The following is a 17,350-nucleotide window of genomic DNA, read 5'->3' as shown; positions in this document are numbered from 1 at the left end:
ATGCCTTCCCAGACATTGGCCCAGAAACTCCTGGCCGCCGCCAGCGGGCGCGCCGCCGTCGCGGTCGGCGAAATCGTGACCTGCCGCGTCGACCTGGCGATGTTCCACGATTCCAGCGGGCCGCGCCGCCTCAAGCCCATGCTGGAATCGCTCGGCACCGGAATCTGGGACCGCGACAAGGTCGTGCTGGTCATGGACCACTACGTGCCCGAGGCCGACGACGAATCGCGCAAGATCGTCCGCATCGCCCGCGACTGGGCCGCGGAGCAGGCGTTGCCGCACGTGTACGACTCCGTCGGCATCTGTCACGTGGTGGTGCCCGAACATGGCCACATCCGGCCGGGCATGCTGTGCGTGGGCGGGGATTCGCACTCGCCTACCGGCGGCGCGTTCGGCGCCTACATGTTCGGCGTGGGCAGCACCGAAATGCTGGGCGTGGTCGCCAGCGGCGAGATCTGGATCCAGGTTCCGCAAACGCTGATGATGCAATGGGACGGCGCGCTGGCGCCGGGCGTCACCGCCAAGGACATGATGCTGCACATGATCGGCCGCTTCGGCATGAACGGCGGCCGCTACCAAGCGGTGGAGTTCTGCGGCGACGCCGTGCGGGCGCTGTCGATGCAGGAGCGCATGACCCTGTCCAACATGTCGGCGGAGATCGGCTCGCAGGTCGGGCTGGTGGCGCCGGACGACACGACGGCCGCCTATCTGGCGCAGGCGGGGGTCGACGAGCCCATCGACGTCGCCCGCTGGCAGTCCGATGCGGACGCGCAGGCCGAGCGCTACCGTTTCGACGCCGGCACGCTGGCGCCGCACGTCGCCGCGCCGCACAGCCCCGCCAACTCGCGCCCGATCGCCGAGTATGAAGCGACGCCCATGCAGGTCGCCTACATCGGCGCCTGTACGGGCGCCAAGCTGGAAGACCTGCGCGCCGCCGCCAGCGTGCTGCGCGGCCGGCGTATCGCGCCGGGCATGTCGCTGATGGTGGCCCCGGCCAGCCTGCGCGACCAGCGCCAGGCCGACAGCGAAGGCGTGATGGCCGCGCTGGTGGACGCGGGGGCGACCTTGCTGCCCAATTCGTGCGGCGCCTGTTCCGGCTACGGCGGCTCGATTCCCGAAGGCGCCAACGTCATCGCCAGCACGGCGCGCAACTTCCAGGGCCGTATGGGCGCGCGCACCGCGCAGGTGTACCTGGCCTCGCCCTACACCGTCGCCGCGGCCGCCGTGGCCGGCCACCTCATCGACCCCAGGGAGATGCTGCAATGACCACGCACCGAGCCTGGCGCCTGGGCGCCGACGTCGACACCGACCAGCTCGCGCCCGGCGCCTACATGAAGTTCGGCATCGACGAGATCGCCCGCCACTGCCTGGAGCGGGTGCGGCCCGACTTTGCCGCCGCCGTCCGGCCGGGCGACGCCATCGTCGCCGGCCCCAACTTCGGCATCGGTTCTTCGCGCGAACAGGCCGCGTCCGCGCTGGTCGCGCTGGGCCTGCGCGCCGTCATCGCGCCCAGCTTCAGCGGCCTGTATTTCCGCAATGCCTATAACGTGGGCCTGCTGCTGCTGACCTGCCCCGATGCCGAATCCATCCAGGAAGGCGAAGCGATCACCATCGACCTGGATGCCTGCCGCGTCGTCCGCGCCGACGGCACCGCGTTGGCCTGCGAACCCATCCCGGATTTCCTGCGGGACATGGTGCGGGCCGGCGGCCTGCTGAACCTGTTGAAACGCCGCCTGGCCGACGGCACGCTGAAACCCAATCCCGTGAGAGCATGATGCCGCATACCCTGAAACAGAAACTCGCCGCCGGGCAAGCCGTACTGGCGCCTGGCATCTACGACGCGCTGTCGGCCCTCATCGCCGAACAGGCCGGCTTCGATGCGCTGTACCTGTCGGGCGCATCCATCGCCTACACGCGGCTGGGCCGCTCCGACGTGGGCCTGACCACCTATACCGAAGTGGAACAGACGCTGGCGCGCATCACCGAACGCGTGGCCTGCCCCGTCATCGTCGACGGCGATACCGGCTTCGGCAATGCGCTGAACGTGCAGCGCACCGTGCGCGGCTTCGAACGCGCCGGCGCCGCGATGATCCAGCTGGAAGACCAGGGCTTTCCCAAGCGCTGCGGCCATCTGAACGGCAAGAGCGTCGTCCCGGTGGCGGAGATGCGCGGCAAGCTGCGCGCCGCGCTGGACGCGCGCCACCATGCCGACACCTTGATCCTGGCGCGCACGGATGCCGTCGCCGTCGAAGGCCTGGACGCGGCGCTGGAACGCGCCGAGCAGTACCTGGAATGCGGCGTGGACGCGATCTTCGTCGAAGCGCTGCGCACCGACGAACAGATGGAAGCCGCCTGCAAGCGCTTCGGCAAGCGCGTGCCGCTGCTGGCCAATATGGTGGAAGGCGGGATGACGCCGGTGAAGAGCGCGGCCGAGCTGGCCGCCAAGGGCTTTTCCATCGTCATCTTCCCGGGCGGCACCGCGCGCGCCGTGTCCCACCTGCTGCAGCGCTACTACGGCAGCCTGCGCGAACACGGCACCACCGCGCCGTGGCGCGACGCCATGCTGGACTTCGATCAGCTCAACGCGCTGATCGGCACGCCCGAACTGCTGGCGCTGGGCAAGACGTACGAGTAGGTCAGTCCTTCTCCTCGATCGCGTCGACGCGATCGGGGTAGAAGGCCAGATGCCCGGCGATCTGCGCCACCGCGGGATGCGGGTTTTCGTAGGTCCACACCGCATTCGCCGCCCTCGCGCCGCCATGCGGGATGCTGTAGTACGAACAATCTCCCTTGTACGGACAGTACGTGGCGTGATCCGTGCGCTGCAGGCTCGCCATGTCCGCATCCTTGCGCGGGATATACTGCACCGCAGGGTAGTTGGCCTCGCGCAAGGTCAGCGCCTCGCGCGTATCGGCGATCACGCGCCCCGCCAGCGTTACGACCACGCGTCTCGGATTGTGCTCGATGATGATCGGGTGATCGGGACCAGGCGTCTTGACCGGTTTCATAGCAGCTTTCCTTTGCGCCACGCGCATGAAGATCCGTGCTTCCGCCCTGCGTGCATGAGCACCCGCGGGCTTGGACGGGCAATCCAAGCCCATCCATCGTAAGGCCGCCGCGCGGCATCCCCCGGCAAACCCACGTTAACGACAGGAGAATCGATGGCGATATCCAAAGCCACACCGCAAGCCCCCAAACACGTATTGAATCGCGCCATCGCCGCTTCGGCGATAGGCAACGCCACGGAATGGTTCGACTACGGCATCTACGCCTACGGCGTGTCGTACATCTCCGCGGCTTTCTTTCCCGGCGATGTGCAGCAGGCCACGCTGTTCGCGCTGGCGACCTTCGCCATATCCTTCCTGATGCGTCCCTTCGGCGGCCTGTTCTGGGGCCCGCTCGGGGACCGCCTGGGACGCAAGGCCGTGCTGGCCCTGACCATCCTGCTGATGTCGGGCGCGACCGTCTGCATCGGCCTGATCCCCACGCACGACACCATCGGCCTGTGGGCCCCGGCGCTGCTCATCCTGCTGCGCATGGTGCAGGGCTTTTCGACCGGCGGCGAGTACGGCGGCGCGGCGACGTTCATGGCCGAGTACGCGCCGGACAATAAACGCGGCTTCTGCGGCAGCTTCCTGGAACTGGGCACGCTGGGCGGCTTTTCGCTGGGCGCCCTGCTGATGCTGGGCTTTTCCGTCGCGCTGGACGACGCGGCCATGCACGCGTGGGGTTGGCGCATTCCGTTCTTCATGGCGCTGCCCATGGGGATGGTCGGCATGTATCTGCGTTCGCGCCTGAAGGAAACGCCGGTGTTCCGCGAAGCGGAAGAGGCCCTGAACCAGAACGCCGAACCGCGGACGGGCGGCGTCAAGGAAGTGTGCACGGACTACAAAGGGCAGGTGCTGTCCATGGCGGGCCTGGTGGTCGCGCTGAACGTCGTCAACTACACGCTGCTGAGCTTCGCGCCCACCTATTTCGCCAACCAGCTGGGGCTGAGCACGCAGGAAGCGCTGATCGTGCCCATCATCGGCATGGTGTTCATGATGATATGCCTGCCCTTCATCGGGCGGCTGTCCGACCGCGTCGGCCGCAAGCCGGTATGGTGGGTATCGCTGGTCGGCCTGTTCGTCCTGGCGATCCCCATGTTCCACCTGATGGCGGCGGGCCTGGCGGGCGCCATCATCGGCTACGCGGTGCTGGGCCTGTTCTATGTGCCGCAGCTGGCGACCATCTCCGCCACCTTTCCGGCCATGTTCCCGACGCATGTGCGTTTTGCCGGCTTCGCCATCGCGTACAACGTCTCGACCTCGCTGTTCGGCGGCACCGCGCCCGCGATCAACGAATGGCTGATCGCGCGCACGGGCAGCAGCATGGTGCCGGCGTACTACATGATGGCCGCCTGCGTCGTCGGCGCCTGGGCGCTACGGCATGTCGTCGAAACCGCCGGGCATTCGATACGGGGTTCGGAAATCCCCGGCACGCGCGCCTCGGTGGCCGAGGTGCGCGACCTGGACACGCAGCAGGCCGGCGGGACCTGAACGCCGGGCGCGGCGTATCACGGGTTCGTGGTCTTGCCGGGGTCCTTGCTGGCGTCCTGGCCGCCGTCCTGGCCGGCATCCGTGCTGATGCCCGGATCGTGGGCCGGCTTGGCGGCGCCTGCGTCCTGGCCCGCGCTGGTCGCGCCCGCATCCTGGCCCGGCTTGCCGGTGTCGGCGGCGGCCGGTGCGGCGGCAGGGGTCGCGGCGGGAGTCGCCGCCTTGTCGGCCGGCGCATCCGCGCCCTTCGCCGCCGGCGTGGGTGCGGCCGTGGGCGCGGGTGGGGATGCGGGCGTAGATGCGGGCGTGGCCGCTGGCGACGGCGTGGCCCCCGCGCCATTGGCGGCTGCCCCTTGCGGCGGAGCAACCTTGCCGCCGGCCTCGGCCTGGGGCAGATAACGCTGCACCAGATCGAAGAATCCCTCGTAGAACCCGGGCGCGGATATGGTCTCGCTGCTCACCTTGGACAGCGAATCCTCATAGGAACCGAAGGGCATGGACACCGACCCCAGCACGCTGAGCCCGACACCCGCCGACGCGCTGGTCTTCTTGATGATGTAGCGGTCCTGCACCGCGTTCACGAAGACGGTGGTGTGCGGCGAGGCCTGCTGGTCCGACGTGCAGACCACATGGAAGGAAATCACCTGGTGCTGCTGATCGTCGTCCTTCACCTGGAAATTCTTCTGGCCTTCCACGCCGTCCTTCTGCGCCTTGCCTATGGTGTAGCCCTGGCTGAGCAGCGCGCGCCGCGCCGCTTCGCAGGTGGCCGAATCGCTGGCCGGATAGTTACGTGAATAGGTATTCGTATCCTGGAAGGTTTCCGGGTAGGCCTGCCTGCTGGCGCCCGAGCAGCCGGCCAGGGCCAGGCAACCCAAGGCGAGCGCCGCGGTCAACCGGGCGGGGCCGTCCCATCCACGGGTCTGGACGGTAGGGATGTAGCGATCAGGAGACAGCGGGCTGGGCATGGTGTGCGCCTTGTAATGAACGCCCTCAGGGTACCTTCGGCTCGTCCTATTCCTAGAGGCGTGACGGTTTCAGATGTTTCGCACGGTTAATCGTGCCTACGGCGCGCTCCGTATGGGGACGGAGCGCGAGGCGCGTGCGAGATTTCAGGGCCTGCTCATCCGTACGCGCTCGCCGGCCCGGCGACGCAACACGCCCGTGATAAAAACGCGTCCCTGCAATTAATTACATTGTTTACGGGCAATAATAAGATTTCTCCGATTGACGGCCCCCGCCTCCGTCGTGATGGCTTGACGGCTTGACGGCGCTCCCCCCGTTGCCGGGCCGACGCCCCACCTCGCTCCTACCGATCGCCGAACTTGCCGGCGCGCCCCCGAATGCATTTGGACCTGTTGACGCTTTATCTGCTCGCCATCGGAACGCTCCTGGCCAGCGCCGGGATGATGTTCTGGGAGCATCGGGGCAATCCCGCGCGTGGCGGCACGCTGCGCACCCTGGCCGCCGCCTTCGCGGTGATCGCGATCGGCTGCGCGGCCGCCTTGTTCCGGCGCGCGTTGCCAGGCGTCGCCGGTTCTGCCATCAGCAACCTGGTCATCCTGACCGGCTACCTGCTCGTGCTCGAAGGCGTCGCGTCCCTGAGCGGCCGACGCCATCGCGCCGCGTCGGCCGGCCTGCTGGTCGCCATGGCACTGGTGTGGCTGGCGGGCGGCACGCGCTGGCAGGACGTCATATGGAACTACCTGAGCGCGATTCCCATCGCCCTGGTCAGCGGCATGACGGCGTGGGAAATGCTGCGATGTCCCGCGATGAAGTCCCTGCCGTCGCGCTACATCGTGGCCGCGGTGACCAGCGTGCACGCCCTGGCGTATGCCGGCAGGGCGCTGATCCTGCCCTGGCTGGTGACCGACTACGGCGGCGCGATACAGCTGGTGGCCAGCAAGATCACGATGTACGAAGGCGTGCTGTATTCGGTCCTGCTGCCGATGAGCCTGCTCAAGCTCATGCGTGAAGAATCGCACGCCCAACTGCTGCGCGAATCGCGTACGGACTACCTGACGCGCCTGGGCAACCGCCGCTGGTTCTTCGAAGAGAGCGCACGCATCGCGGGCGGCGAGGACGCCCGCCACCCGCTGTCGATACTGGCGTTCGACCTGGACCACTTCAAGGCGATCAACGACCTGCATGGTCACCAGACCGGCGACGAAGTGCTGAAGTCCTTCGCGGAAATCGCGCGCGGCGTGGTGGGTCCGGATGTCGTCCTGGCACGCATCGGCGGCGAAGAGTTCGCCGCCCTGCTGGCGGGCCGCGACGCGCTGCGCGCACAGGCCCTGGGCGAAACCGTCGCGCGGCGTTTCGCCGAAACGATCTCAGACCGCATCGCCAGCCTGGGCGTGCCGGCCACGGTCAGCATCGGCCTGGCGCGATTGGATGCCCAGCGTGACGATGCCAGCACGGGCGGCAACAAGGCCTCCGCCCTGGCGGAAGCCCTCGCCGCCGCCGACCGCGCCCTGTATCGCGCCAAGTCCCTGGGCGGCAATCGCCTGGAACTGGCGGATGGCATCGCCTAGCCACATCTGCCCAGGATCCGTCATCGCTCAATGGCCGTTGGCTTCAAAACCCAGCCCTAGTACAATGCACCTAAGTGGACTGGGAGTGCCCGGTCGGCGTCACGGCCCCGTTATCGGGGCCTTTCGCTTTTCAAGGCCACACCTGCAGCCCTCTATCCTGGGATCCTCGAGAGCCGGAATTCAGGTTTGAGCGATAGAGCTTACGCTTGATGACTTCAAAAGCCCTGTTGGGCTGGTGCGGCCGCAACACACTGATTCCAATCGGCCGCGCAACCAGATCAGCCAGTTGCAAACCCGGCGAGTTCGCTTTCTTATCCGCGAATATGATCTCGAAGGGCAAACAGATCTTGAGACAGTTTTGCCCGCTGCAAATACGGCGGAATTCCAACTCAAGCTCGTAGTCTTCTTTCTTGCCGCGACACTCCACAACGATGTGCGTAATGCCATCCTCCTCGCCTTTCTCAGCGACGTATTCGTACATAGCTTCCAGGCAAAGGCGCAGCGCAATATGGTATGGATTTTCGCACCGTTCGGGCCGTAGCAGTAATCGTCTTTTGTCGATTACGCAGCAGATCAAGACGACTTCGGCAGCGTCCACGATTTGCGTGAGGCCCTCCAGGAACTGTTGCTTGTGCAGGCGATCGCGAAATCGGAAGTGACCTTTCTCTTTCCGGATGTCGTGTTCGTGCAGCACCGTCAAATCGTGGCCGAAATGTCGAAATTTGAAGTGGTGCAATGCGGGTACGACCCGTTCTGCATAGTGACTTTTGTCAACGGCACAGAGTGCGAGTACGAAAACAGGATAGTCACGGTCCAATGTGGGCATACAGTGGTCGCCGCTCTCGTCCACATAAGCCACGAAAGGACTGAACTTCACGGCTTCCTTTTTTGTCTCCCGGCCGCCTTGCGTCCTTGCTGTGCCGTCACTGATCACGCCCTGACATCCTTAATCTCAGTCCTGCGGCTCGCGTACGCCGCCCTTGAGAGAGTATGTGAGTCATGGCGAGGCAACCACGAGGCTGCTGAAGATAGGACGCTCCCGTAGACCATGGTCATCGTCCCTATCATTTCGCTTCGGCAGGGGCCGACGGCGACGATGATTCCGCGCAAGGACATCACCGCCGCAAAAGCGACCTCGCCTAAGCTCCCGTCAGGACTTGTTGAAGCGCGCCAGGAATGACTGCGTGGCCGGCTGCGTGGGATTGTCGATCACCTGCCGCGCAGGGCCGGCTTCGACCACGACGCCGTCGCGCATGAAGACCACCTGGTCCGCGACTTCGCGCGCGAAGGCGATTTCGTGCGTGACCAGGATCATGGTCATGCCGTCTTCCGCCAGCGCCTTGATGACCGCCAGCACTTCACCGACCAGTTCGGGATCCAGGGCGGACGTCGCCTCGTCGAACAGCATGACCTCCGGCCGCAGCGCCAGGGCCCGCGCGATCGCCACGCGCTGCTTCTGGCCGCCCGACAGCATGTCCGGGTAGCTGTCCGCCTTGGCGGCAAGCCCCACGCGGGTCAGCAGATCCATGGCCTGCTCGCGGGCCTCGGGCTTGGATACCCGCTTGACCGTGACCGGTCCTTCCATGACGTTCTGCACCACCGTCATGTGCGGGAACAGGTTGAAGTGCTGGAACACCATGCCCGTGGTCGCGCGATAGCTGGCCAGCTCCTTCTCATGCATGCGGCGGCCCTGGCCGCTGTTGAAATCCATGCTGCGGTCACCCACGCGTATCGTGCCGCCGTCCGGCATGGTCAGCAGGTTGATGCAGCGTAGCAGCGTGGACTTGCCCGAGCCCGACGGCCCGATCATCGCCACCGCCGTGCCCTTGGGCACCTGCAGCGAAATATCCTTCAGCACGACATGGTCGCCGAAGCGCTTGCTGAGGTTGCCGATCTCTATCATCGCGTCGCTCATGCCGCGCTCCTGTCCTGCTTGGCGAGACGATTCTCGATGCGCTTGGACCACAGCGTCGCGGGGAACAGCACGATGAAATAGCACACGGCGGCGATCGTGTAGATCTCCAGCGGACGATAGGAATCGTGCGCGGCGGATTGCGCCTGGTACAGCAGGTCGGGCACCGCGATCACCGACAGCAGCGAGGTGTTCTTCAACTGCATGATGGATTGGCTCATCAGCGGCGGCACCATGTGGCGGAAGGCCTGCGGCAGGATGATGCGCCGCATGACCTGCTTGTTGCGCATGCCCATGGCCAGCCCCGCCTCGGTCTGGCCCCAGTCCACGCCCAGTATGCCCGCGCGCACGATCTCCGAATAGAACGCGCCGCCGTACAGGGTCAGCGACAACGCGGCCGCGCTGGTGGGCGACATCTCGATATTCGTCAGGATGGGCAGGGCGTAATAGAACCAGATCAGCTGCACCAGCACCGGCGTGCAGCGGAATACTTCCACATAGGCGCGCAGGATGCCCGCGATGAAACGCGGCGCGCGCACTCGCCCGATGCCGACGACCAGCCCCACGGCCAGGCCGGCCGCCACGACGATGACCGTGTACACGATGGTATAGGCCAGGCCGCTGAGCAATAGCTTGTGGTAGACCCAGACGGCGCCAAAGTCCCAGTGGTACACAACAACTCCTTGATAGTCCCGCTATAGTGGACCGCGCCCCGGGCATGGCGCGGCCTGTGCGAAGGGAGGACGGCCGCCGTGGCGTCCCTCCCCGCCGGTCAGAACGTGGCTTCCTTGGGGAACAGCTTGGGATCCACGCCGGCCAGCTTCTGCATGTTGTCAACGATGGTCTGCTTGATCAGGCCCTTGGAGCGCTCGGTATTCAGCCACTGGTTGACGTACTCGGTGAAGGCCTGGTCGGGCTCCTTCTGCACGCCGATCGCGGTGGGCGCGGTGGCGGCCGGCGTGGGGATCACCAGATGGCCCAACTGGGGCGACTTCGACAACACGGTGGCGGCCAGCAGGATGACCAGGACCTGCGCGTCCACGCGTCCGGTCTGCAGCGCCAGCGTGGCGTCGCCCGAAGTCTCGAAGCGATTCAGCGTCGCCTTGGGCAGCGATTGCGTGGCGAAGGTGTCCTGGTTGGAGCCCTGGTCGACGGACAAGCGGACTTCCGGCTTGTTCACGTCGTCCCAGGTCTTGGGATCGAAGCCCTTCTTGGCGACCAGCGTGAAAGTGTTCTGGAACAGCGGATCGGTGAAGCCGACGGTCTTCTTGCGCTGCTCCGTGGGCGCCAGGCCGAACATGCAGTCGATCTTGTTCGATTGCAGGTCCAGCACCGCGTTGCCCCAGGTGGTGTCGATGGCCTGCAGCTTCACCCCCATGGACTCGGCCAGCTGGTTGGCGAAGTCCACGCAGAACCCCTGCCATTGCCCGGTGGCGACCGATTTGACGAAGTAAGGCGCGGCGCCCGCGACGAAGCCGGTGCGCAGGACCTTGGTGCGCTTGATGCGCGCCATGGTCGATTCGGTCTGCGCCAGCGCCGGCATCGAGATCATCGAGCCCAGACCGAACGCGCACGTGGCCGATACGAAACTTCTACGTGTGATCAAGGAATTCTCCTGAAGGCGTAAAGCGCCTGGAAGCGTCAAGGACGTCCGGTGCGTCAGGCCCGGACATATCCACCGGAAGGCATTCTAATCGCGCCCATCCTTCCACCAGGGCCCGGAGGCCCGGAAATCGCGGGGATTTTGGCATCCGATGGCCCGGACGTTGCCGAATTGCCTACCCTGCCGGCCAGGAGGCCGGCGGCAATGCGGGCAAACCCTAAAAACGCCCGCCTACCGCAACGAGCCGATGAACCACTTCAGCATGCCCACCACGTCGAATACCGGCACGCCGGTCGCCGCGCGCACGGCGGCGGCGAAGGGCGGCATATTGGTGCACTCGCAGACGATCGCGCCCACGTCCGGATGCTGGGCCATGAGCGCACGCGCGGCGTCGACCATTTCCCTTTCCAGGACGGCGTAATCGGCCTCGTCCGGGCCCGCGCGATCGGTGAAGACGCGGCGGAACAGGCTGTCGTCCGGCATGCCCACGATGGGCGTGGCGGGGTCGACGCCGACGGCGGCAAGATGCGCCCCGGTCAGGGACTGGCGATCGATGGTCAATATGCCGACGCGCCGGCCGGCCGGCAGCATGCTTGCGACCATGGGCACCTGCAGCAGGGAGCTGGTCGCCACCGGCACCGGCAGCCGCTCGCTCAGTTCGCGCTGGAACAGGGCCAGGAAGCCGCAACTGGTGGTGATGCCGCGCACGCCCAGGTCGACCAGTTCCAGCGCGGCGTCGACGAAGGGATCCAGCAGGCCGCGGCCGCGGTCCTGGATCACGCGCTCCGGCGTCGCGCCGCGCACGATCCTGTACTGCAGCGGTACCGACCAGGTCGCGCCGTTGCCGATCTCGCCGGGGAAGCGCACGAAACGGGTATCGAGCATGAGCACGCCCAGCGTCAGGCCGTGGACGACGGGGCGGGAAGTCGGGTTGGAAGTCATGGCGGACCGGATGGAGTGGAGTCGGATGGGCAGGCGCGGCGCTGTCGTTCGTTCATAGATCCCCGGCGTCGGCCAGCGCCTTCACGGAAACGGGGCGGATGGGCCAGCGGGGGACATCGCCGTCGATCTCGGCCAGCGTCAGCGCGTTCGCCTCGTCGCCCGCCCGGGTCGCGGCATGGGCGCAATAGCGTCCCTGGCACAGGCCCATGCCGACGCGGCCGACCAGCCTGGTCTCGCGTCCGGAATGCAGGTCCCGGGCCGCGAGATCGCGGGCGGTCACGCCTTCGCAACGGCAAAGTATCGTATCGCCATCCACGGGCGGCCGGGGGTTTTCGTACAGGCGCCAGATCGATTCCTGGAACACCTCGGCGGCCAGGCGCCTGGGCGCGCGCGGGGGCGCGCCGGCGAGCCTGGCCATGACCATCGCGGCCACGCGGCGGCCTTCGCCCAGCGCGGCATCGGCGCCCAGGACGCGATGGCAATCGCCCGCGCTGGCGATGACGATCCCGTGCAGATCGCCGCGCGGAATGCCTCGATCGTTGCGGGCCAGCCCCGCGTGCAGCACCAGCACGTCGACCTGGTAGTCTCGCGTCGCGTCGCGGGGGCCCTGGGTGCGCACCCGCAGCGCGCCGTCCACGCGGCTGACCGCGCTGACGGCGACGGCCGTCCGGTAAGGCACCCGCGCCGCGCGCAGGCGCCGGAAATAGCCGGCGGCCTCCAGCAATTGCCTGGGACCCGCCGCCAGGCCTGCCGCCAGGCCTGCCGCCAGGCCCGCCGCCGCGAACGGCCGGCGCCAAAGGTTGCGACAGGGGGCGGCGGCCTCCAGTACCGCGACCGGCGCGTTGCCCAGCGCGGCCAGCTGCGCGCCCAGGGCCAGCGGCAGGGGGCCATTGCCGGCCACCAGGATGCGGCCTTGCGGCGCCTGGCCGCTTTCCTTCATCTGCACCTGCAGGCCGCCGGCCGTGACGACGCCAGGCAGCTCCCAGCCGGGGATGTGCGGCGCGCGCTCGGTGGCGCCGATGGCGTAGATGACGGCCCGCGCCCGGACCAGCTTCACCTGGCCAGCGGCACGGTTGTCGAGCATGCACACGCCGTCGCCATCGATACCCAGGAACACGGTCGACGTCAGCAGGCGGATACGATCGGACAGCGCCGCCAATTGCCGCAGCAGCCTGGCCCAATTGCGTTTGTGCCGTGCCGGCATGGGCACGGCGCTGGGGCCGCCGTCATGCGCGGCGCGGTGGATGGCGCCGCCCGCGTGGGGACGCTGCTCCACCAGCAAGACCCGCGCACCGCGCCTGGCCGCTTCGATCGCCGCGCTGACGCCGGCGGGGCCGGCTCCCACCACGAGTACGTCGATGCCGGCCGGGGTGCCCGCGCCGTGCCGGTCGTCATGGGCCGACATGCCGCTCTCCCTGGAACGCGCCCGGCGCGACGACCGCATCGGGCCGCGCCGGTGTCAGGCAGGCCTCGACCGCGGCACCGCCGTCGATCGACACCAGGCAGGCCTGGCATTGCCCGATGCCGCAGAAGTAGCGGGCCTGTTGACCGCCAGCGGCGGGCCCGAAGGCTTCGATGCCGGCGCGCCGCAAGGCCAGGGCCACCGTTTCGCCGGGACGGAATGGAATCGCCGTTTCGTTCCAGTGGAAGTGGTTCATGGTCGGGCTCCGGCCGCGGCGGCTGCGGCGGCGAAGCGCGCCGGGGACAATGCGTCGATATCCAGGTCGCAGCCGCGGCCCAGCGCGATGTCGGCGGCCAAGCGGCCCATCAGCGGGCCCAGGCAGATGCCGTCGCCTTCGAATCCGGTGGCGATCGTCAGCCCTTCGATCATGGGATGCCTGCCGACGATAGGCAGGCCATCGACGCTGGCGGTGCGCACACCCGAAAACGTACGTATCACGCGACGCCGCTCCAGCGGTGGATAGACGGCCAGCGCTTCCCGCAGGATGCGCGACACGTGGTTCACGGTGGTCTCGCGGTCCGCCAGGCCGTCCTCGCGCGTGCCGCCGATCAATAGTTGTCCGGTGTTCAGCGGATCGATCACCAAGCTGACCGGGTCGCGCCTGGAAGCATCGGCATTGCGTTTCGCGGCCAAGTACGCGGCGGACATCAGCGGCCCGGCGAAGGCGGCGACGTTGTCGCTCGCCCGGTCCGTGATGATGATCTGGCCTTTGCGGGGAATGAGGATGTCGCCCAGGCCCACCAGCGCGGTGGACCCCAGGCCGGCGGCGATCAGCACCGCGTCGCCGTCGTAGTCGCTGGCATCGGTCGCCACGCCCACGGCCCGCCCGCGCTCGGCCTTGATGCGGCGTACGGGCGCCTGCCGCACCACGCGTGCGCCGGATTGCTTCAGCATGCGATCGACGATCTCGTAGCCCAGCGCGTGGCCGTCGTCGGGCACCGCCAGGGCAGCCACGATCGCGGGCGACACACCCGGCACCGCACGCGCGAACGCCGCGCCGTCCAGGCTTTCCACCCGTACGCCGGCCTGCAGCAGGTCGCGCCCGTGCAAGGCCATGATCTCCGCCTCGGTCTCGTTGCGCGCGAACAGGAAAGTCGGGCGCTGCTGGAACAGTCCCCGCAGCAGCCCGTCGCTTTCCAGTTCGACGTAGAAATCGCGCGCATGGCGGGCGATGTTCATCAGGAAGCCGGGCTTCTTGCTGCCCACCGACACCAGGCCATCCGACGCCCCCGACGCCCCGGCCGCCGGCGTCGAAGCATCCAGCACCGTGACGTCGCAGCCCGCCCGCCGCAGAAAATACGCCGCCGACGCGCCGACGATGCCCGCGCCGATGATGACGATACGCGTGCTGGCGCCACCACTCAGAATCATCGCTTGCTACTCATCCCTTACTACTTCAAGGGCTCTCAAATATTCTCAACGCCGTTGAGCACGGAAAAGCAGGACGATGATTATAGAGAAGGGCCGGTCACCACCCGTGAAAACGGCCCCAGGCTTCCAGCGTGCCGTCCGCCGATAGCGCCTGGTAGTGCTCGAACTGCGCGCCCGTGGCGCAGGCGTGGTTGGGCAGGATGCGCAGGCGCGTGCCGATGGGAAAGCGGGTGACGATGTCGTCGTCTGCGCCGCTGGCGCGCGCGACGATGCCGTGTTCCTGGTTGGCGCCGACCAGCAGGTAGCCGTCGACCGCTTGCCCGTCGATGCCGCGGATCTGGCCGTACTTGTAGTCGCGCTGCTGTTTCGACGTGCCGACGTCGCGGCTCATGGCCATCCAGCCGGCGTCCACAATGGCCCAGCCTTTTTCCGCCTGGTGGCCGATCACGGTCGCCAGCACGCTCAAGGCGATGTCGTCCATGGCGCACACGCCGACATTGTGCATGACCAGGTCGAAGAACACGTACACGCCGGCCCGGACTTCCGTCACGCCGTGCAGGTCCGTGGCGCTCAGCGCGGTGGGCGTGGAGCCGACACTGACCACGGGACACGGAATACCGGCGGCCCGCACCCGTTCCGCCGCGCGCACGCACCCCGCGCGTTCCTGCTCCGCCAGCGCCGCCAAGGCTTCCGCCGTGTTCAGTTCATAGCTCGATCCGGCATGGGTCATCACGCCCTTGACCTGCATGCCGCCCTCATGCAGCACCGCCGCGACCTCCAGCAACTCGTCGCTGTCAGGATGCAGCCCAGACCGGTGGCCGTCCGTATCGACTTCGATCAGCACGGGAAACCGTTCGTCCTGGCCACGGCCGAACTCGGCGATCTGGCGCGCGGACACCACGCTGTCGGTGATGATGGTCAGGTCGCATCCGCGGCGGCGCAGCGCCAGCGCCAGCGGCAGCCGATGCGCCGCCATGCCGACGGCGTAGAGGATGTCCTCGATGCCGGCGGCGAAGAACTGCTCGGCCTCCTTGAGCGTGGACACGGTGATGCCGCGCGCGCCCGCGTCCACCTGCGCGCGGACGACGTTGTCGCACTTCGAGGTCTTCACGTGAGGCCGGAAAGCGACCCCCAGCGTATCCATGCGGTCCTGCATGCGCCGGATATTCCGCATGGCGCGCGGCAGATCGATGATAGCGGCGGGCGTATCGATGGTGTTCAAAGTGGCGTTCATGAGTGCATTAATCCAGCGTATCGACCTTGGCCTTGAGCGCGGGAACGTCGTCGCGCAAACCGCGCGTGATCAGGCCGGTCACGACGTCCGGGGCCGCGCCGGCGCCGGACGGCAGGTCGACGCCCACGCCCTGCATCTGTTTACGGAAATCCGGATCCGCCGCCGACGCCGTCAATGCCTCGGTCAGGCGCGCCATGACCGGCGCGGGCGTGCCGCGCGGCGCGAAGATGGCGTTCCAGGCCCGCACGTCCAGCGCATAGCCCGCCTCGCTCGCCGTGCCCACGTTCGGCAGCTGCGGCAGCCGCGACGACGACAGCACCGCCAGGGCCTTGATCTTGCCCCCGGCGACCTGCGGCAATGCCGTCGTGGTCTGGTCGCACATGAAGTCGGTCTGTCCGCCCATCAGGTCATTCATCGCGGGCGCCACGCCCTTGTACGGCACGTGGGTCACATTGGCCTTCAGCGACGCCAGCAGGAGCACGCAGCCGTAGTGCGAAATCGACCCCACGCCGGCGCTGCCGTAGGAAGCACCGTCCTTGTTGGCGCCCAGCCAGGCGACGAACTCCCTCAGGTTGCTGGCGGGCAGATTGGCCTTGCCGAGCAGCAGCATGGGCGCGGAACCGGCCAGGCCGACCGGCTGGAAATCCGCGATCGGGTCGTAGGGCAGCTTCTTGTACAGGGCGACATTCGCCACATGCGTGCCTATGGTGCCGAAGCCCAGCGTATAGCCGTCGGGCGCCGACCTGGCCACCTTGGCCAGCCCGATGGTGCCGCCCGCGCCCGCCAGGTTCTCGACCACGACGGCCTGGCCCAGGCGCTTGCCCATCTGCTGCGCGAAGCCGCGCGCCAGCGCGTCGCTGGGCCCACCGGGAGGAAACGGCACGACCAGGGTCACGGCACGCTGCGGAAAGGCAGCCGCCGGCGCCTGGGCAAGGGCCGGCGCGGCCAGCAGGCCGGCGAACGCGAGCGCGGCGACGGCGATCGAGTCGCGCGCAAGGCGGGTGCGAGTCAGGGGGATACGAATCACGGCCGGCTCCTGGTCAGGATGATACGGGTGGGGTTGCATGCAGGGTTTGCAGCCACGGCAAGGCCGGCGCCAGGGTCGCGGCCTGGGCGTCCGGCTCCCTCGCGCCCGCCGGCAATGCCAGTCCCACGCGGTTGTGCCAGAACGTCCGCAGCCCGACCGCCGCGGTGCCGAACATGTCGTAGCCCGACCCCGCGACGAAAGCGGCATCGCGCGCCTCGATCCCCAATCGATCGAGCGCCATCCGGTAAGGACGCGGATCTGGCTTGTAGAAGCCGGCCTCTTCGGACGTCACCACGACATCCCAATCGATACCCATGAGCGCCGCGGCCCGCGTCCCCAGCACGCGGGAGCAGTTCGTCACCACAGCCAATTTGCAGTGCGGCCGCAACGCGGCCAGCAGCTCGCGCGCGCCGTCCCACGGCGGCAGTTCGTCCCAGTGCGCCTCCAGCGCGGCCGGCGCCGACAAGGGCAGGCCGGTGTCGCGGGCCGCCTGGCGGACCAGCTCCTCATAGGGCTCGTAGGCGCCGCAGCCGTAGGTCAGCTGCAGATATCGGGCGCGCCATGCGCGGCCCTGCTCCTCCGAGCCGGCGGCGGCGTTCCAGACGGTCCAGGAGTCCAGCAGCGCGGTCAGCAGATCGAACAGCACCGCACGCGGATAGGTGGGGATGGAGGTCGTGTTCATGAGCCGCACTCTACCTTCCGGAACCGGCGCCGTGGTTTAATCCTTCCACAT

18 protein-coding genes are annotated in these 17,350 nt (G+C 67.6%); 5 read left to right on the top strand and 13 right to left on the bottom strand.

Features of this window, described 5'->3' with window-relative positions; translation table 11 throughout:
- From CAL26_RS00175 to CAL26_RS00165, 3 genes are read left to right on the top strand one after another with little or no spacing between them, the layout of a single operon-like run.
- The gene (locus CAL26_RS00175) at positions 1 to 1,266 is read left to right on the top strand and encodes a 3-isopropylmalate dehydratase large subunit (RefSeq protein ID WP_094844957.1); all 1,266 of its coding nucleotides are present in this window, start codon (positions 1 to 3) and stop codon (positions 1,264 to 1,266) included.
- Positions 1,263 to 1,775 (top strand): LeuD/DmdB family oxidoreductase small subunit, encoded by a 513-nt coding sequence (locus CAL26_RS00170; RefSeq protein WP_094844956.1) that lies wholly within the window; start codon positions 1,263 to 1,265, stop codon positions 1,773 to 1,775. Before CAL26_RS00175 ends, CAL26_RS00170 begins: the two co-directional genes overlap by 4 nt.
- A complete protein-coding gene (locus tag CAL26_RS00165; RefSeq protein ID WP_094844955.1) occupies positions 1,772 to 2,635 on the top strand; it encodes an isocitrate lyase/PEP mutase family protein in 864 nt (287 codons plus the stop codon). Before CAL26_RS00170 ends, CAL26_RS00165 begins: the two co-directional genes overlap by 4 nt.
- A 1-nt stretch (position 2,636) precedes the next feature.
- Here the strand turns inward: CAL26_RS00165 and CAL26_RS00160 are convergent, their stop codons facing one another.
- Entirely contained in the window at positions 2,637 to 3,008 is a 372-nt protein-coding gene (locus CAL26_RS00160) for a DUF427 domain-containing protein (RefSeq protein ID WP_094844954.1), read from the bottom strand.
- Positions 3,009 to 3,161: 153 nt separating this feature from the next.
- Here CAL26_RS00160 and CAL26_RS00155 point away from each other — a divergent pair, with 153 nt between their 5' ends.
- Positions 3,162 to 4,538 carry an MFS transporter gene (locus tag CAL26_RS00155; protein WP_094844953.1) on the top strand — a complete coding sequence of 459 codons (1,377 nt, stop codon included), beginning with the start codon at positions 3,162 to 3,164 and terminating at the stop codon, positions 4,536 to 4,538.
- Positions 4,539 to 4,555: 17 nt separating this feature from the next.
- Here the strand turns inward: CAL26_RS00155 and CAL26_RS00150 are convergent, their stop codons facing one another.
- Positions 4,556 to 5,500 carry a DUF2242 domain-containing protein gene (locus CAL26_RS00150; RefSeq protein ID WP_094844952.1) on the bottom strand — a complete coding sequence of 315 codons (945 nt, stop codon included), beginning with the start codon at positions 5,498 to 5,500 and terminating at the stop codon, positions 4,556 to 4,558.
- Positions 5,501 to 5,875: 375 nt separating this feature from the next.
- On the opposite strand from CAL26_RS00150, the gene CAL26_RS00145 reads away from it, so the two are divergent.
- Positions 5,876 to 7,066 (top strand): GGDEF domain-containing protein, encoded by a 1,191-nt coding sequence (locus CAL26_RS00145; RefSeq protein WP_094844951.1) that lies wholly within the window; start codon positions 5,876 to 5,878, stop codon positions 7,064 to 7,066.
- Positions 7,067 to 7,196: 130 nt separating this feature from the next.
- Here the strand turns inward: CAL26_RS00145 and CAL26_RS00140 are convergent, their stop codons facing one another.
- From CAL26_RS00140 to CAL26_RS00090, 11 genes are all read right to left on the bottom strand, one after another.
- On the bottom strand, positions 7,197 to 8,000 hold the full coding sequence (locus tag CAL26_RS00140; protein ID WP_256987820.1) for a DUF3800 domain-containing protein: 804 nt from the start codon (positions 7,998 to 8,000) through the stop codon (positions 7,197 to 7,199).
- Between the two features lie 216 nt (positions 8,001 to 8,216).
- Positions 8,217 to 8,981, bottom strand: a complete 765-nt coding sequence (locus tag CAL26_RS00135) for an amino acid ABC transporter ATP-binding protein (RefSeq protein WP_094844950.1) — start codon at positions 8,979 to 8,981, stop codon at positions 8,217 to 8,219.
- Entirely contained in the window at positions 8,978 to 9,652 is a 675-nt protein-coding gene (locus tag CAL26_RS00130; protein WP_094844949.1) for an amino acid ABC transporter permease, read from the bottom strand. Before CAL26_RS00130 ends, CAL26_RS00135 begins: the two co-directional genes overlap by 4 nt.
- A gap of 98 nt (positions 9,653 to 9,750) precedes the next feature.
- Complete coding sequence (locus CAL26_RS00125) at positions 9,751 to 10,584, bottom strand: transporter substrate-binding domain-containing protein (protein WP_256987819.1); 834 nt, start codon at positions 10,582 to 10,584, stop codon at positions 9,751 to 9,753.
- 228 nt (positions 10,585 to 10,812) lie between these two features.
- Positions 10,813 to 11,523: an aspartate/glutamate racemase family protein gene (locus CAL26_RS00120; RefSeq protein WP_094844948.1), complete on the bottom strand. Its 711-nt coding sequence runs from the start codon at positions 11,521 to 11,523 to the stop codon at positions 10,813 to 10,815.
- A 52-nt stretch (positions 11,524 to 11,575) separates the two neighbouring features.
- The gene (locus tag CAL26_RS00115; protein ID WP_256987818.1) at positions 11,576 to 12,928 is read right to left on the bottom strand and encodes an FAD-dependent oxidoreductase; all 1,353 of its coding nucleotides are present in this window, start codon (positions 12,926 to 12,928) and stop codon (positions 11,576 to 11,578) included.
- Complete coding sequence (locus tag CAL26_RS00110) at positions 12,915 to 13,181, bottom strand: 2Fe-2S iron-sulfur cluster-binding protein (RefSeq protein WP_094844946.1); 267 nt, start codon at positions 13,179 to 13,181, stop codon at positions 12,915 to 12,917. The genes CAL26_RS00115 and CAL26_RS00110 overlap by 14 nt, the downstream gene beginning before the upstream one ends.
- Entirely contained in the window at positions 13,178 to 14,356 is a 1,179-nt protein-coding gene (locus CAL26_RS00105; protein WP_094844945.1) for an NAD(P)/FAD-dependent oxidoreductase, read from the bottom strand. Before CAL26_RS00105 ends, CAL26_RS00110 begins: the two co-directional genes overlap by 4 nt.
- Positions 14,357 to 14,453: 97 nt before the next feature.
- The gene (locus CAL26_RS00100; protein ID WP_094844944.1) at positions 14,454 to 15,590 is read right to left on the bottom strand and encodes a DSD1 family PLP-dependent enzyme; all 1,137 of its coding nucleotides are present in this window, start codon (positions 15,588 to 15,590) and stop codon (positions 14,454 to 14,456) included.
- 7 nt (positions 15,591 to 15,597) lie between these two features.
- Positions 15,598 to 16,617: a tripartite tricarboxylate transporter substrate-binding protein gene (locus tag CAL26_RS00095; protein WP_256987812.1), complete on the bottom strand. Its 1,020-nt coding sequence runs from the start codon at positions 16,615 to 16,617 to the stop codon at positions 15,598 to 15,600.
- 13 nt (positions 16,618 to 16,630) lie between these two features.
- On the bottom strand, positions 16,631 to 17,299 hold the full coding sequence (locus CAL26_RS00090) for an HAD family hydrolase (RefSeq protein WP_094844942.1): 669 nt from the start codon (positions 17,297 to 17,299) through the stop codon (positions 16,631 to 16,633).
- Positions 17,300 to 17,350: the final 51 nt, after the last annotated feature.

It is taken from the genome of Bordetella genomosp. 9 (assembly GCF_002261425.1).
Lineage (GTDB): Bacteria > Pseudomonadota > Gammaproteobacteria > Burkholderiales > Burkholderiaceae_B > Bordetella_C.
The sequence above is the reverse complement of the archived record's forward strand: the minus strand, read 5'-3'. Positions and strand labels throughout refer to the sequence as shown.

Excerpts from the sequence above, each read along its gene's own strand:
- CAL26_RS00105 (WP_094844945.1), bottom strand. The coding sequence starts at position 14,356 with ATGATTCTGAGTGGTGGCGCCAGCACGCGTATCGTCATCATCGGCGCG.
- CAL26_RS00115 (WP_256987818.1), bottom strand. The coding sequence starts at position 12,928 with ATGTCGGCCCATGACGACCGGCACGGCGCGGGCACCCCGGCCGGCATC.
- CAL26_RS00100 (WP_094844944.1), bottom strand. The coding sequence starts at position 15,590 with ATGAACGCCACTTTGAACACCATCGATACGCCCGCCGCTATCATCGAT.
- CAL26_RS00165 (WP_094844955.1), top strand. The coding sequence starts at position 1,772 with ATGATGCCGCATACCCTGAAACAGAAACTCGCCGCCGGGCAAGCCGTA.
- CAL26_RS00175 (WP_094844957.1), top strand. The coding sequence starts at position 1 with ATGCCTTCCCAGACATTGGCCCAGAAACTCCTGGCCGCCGCCAGCGGG.
- CAL26_RS00150 (WP_094844952.1), bottom strand. The coding sequence starts at position 5,500 with ATGCCCAGCCCGCTGTCTCCTGATCGCTACATCCCTACCGTCCAGACC.
- CAL26_RS00160 (WP_094844954.1), bottom strand. The coding sequence starts at position 3,008 with ATGAAACCGGTCAAGACGCCTGGTCCCGATCACCCGATCATCATCGAG.
- CAL26_RS00090 (WP_094844942.1), bottom strand. The coding sequence starts at position 17,299 with ATGAACACGACCTCCATCCCCACCTATCCGCGTGCGGTGCTGTTCGAT.
- CAL26_RS00120 (WP_094844948.1), bottom strand. The coding sequence starts at position 11,523 with ATGACTTCCAACCCGACTTCCCGCCCCGTCGTCCACGGCCTGACGCTG.
- CAL26_RS00135 (WP_094844950.1), bottom strand. The coding sequence starts at position 8,981 with ATGAGCGACGCGATGATAGAGATCGGCAACCTCAGCAAGCGCTTCGGC.
- CAL26_RS00110 (WP_094844946.1), bottom strand. The coding sequence starts at position 13,181 with ATGAACCACTTCCACTGGAACGAAACGGCGATTCCATTCCGTCCCGGC.
- CAL26_RS00170 (WP_094844956.1), top strand. The coding sequence starts at position 1,263 with ATGACCACGCACCGAGCCTGGCGCCTGGGCGCCGACGTCGACACCGAC.
- CAL26_RS00145 (WP_094844951.1), top strand. The coding sequence starts at position 5,876 with ATGCATTTGGACCTGTTGACGCTTTATCTGCTCGCCATCGGAACGCTC.
- CAL26_RS00155 (WP_094844953.1), top strand. The coding sequence starts at position 3,162 with ATGGCGATATCCAAAGCCACACCGCAAGCCCCCAAACACGTATTGAAT.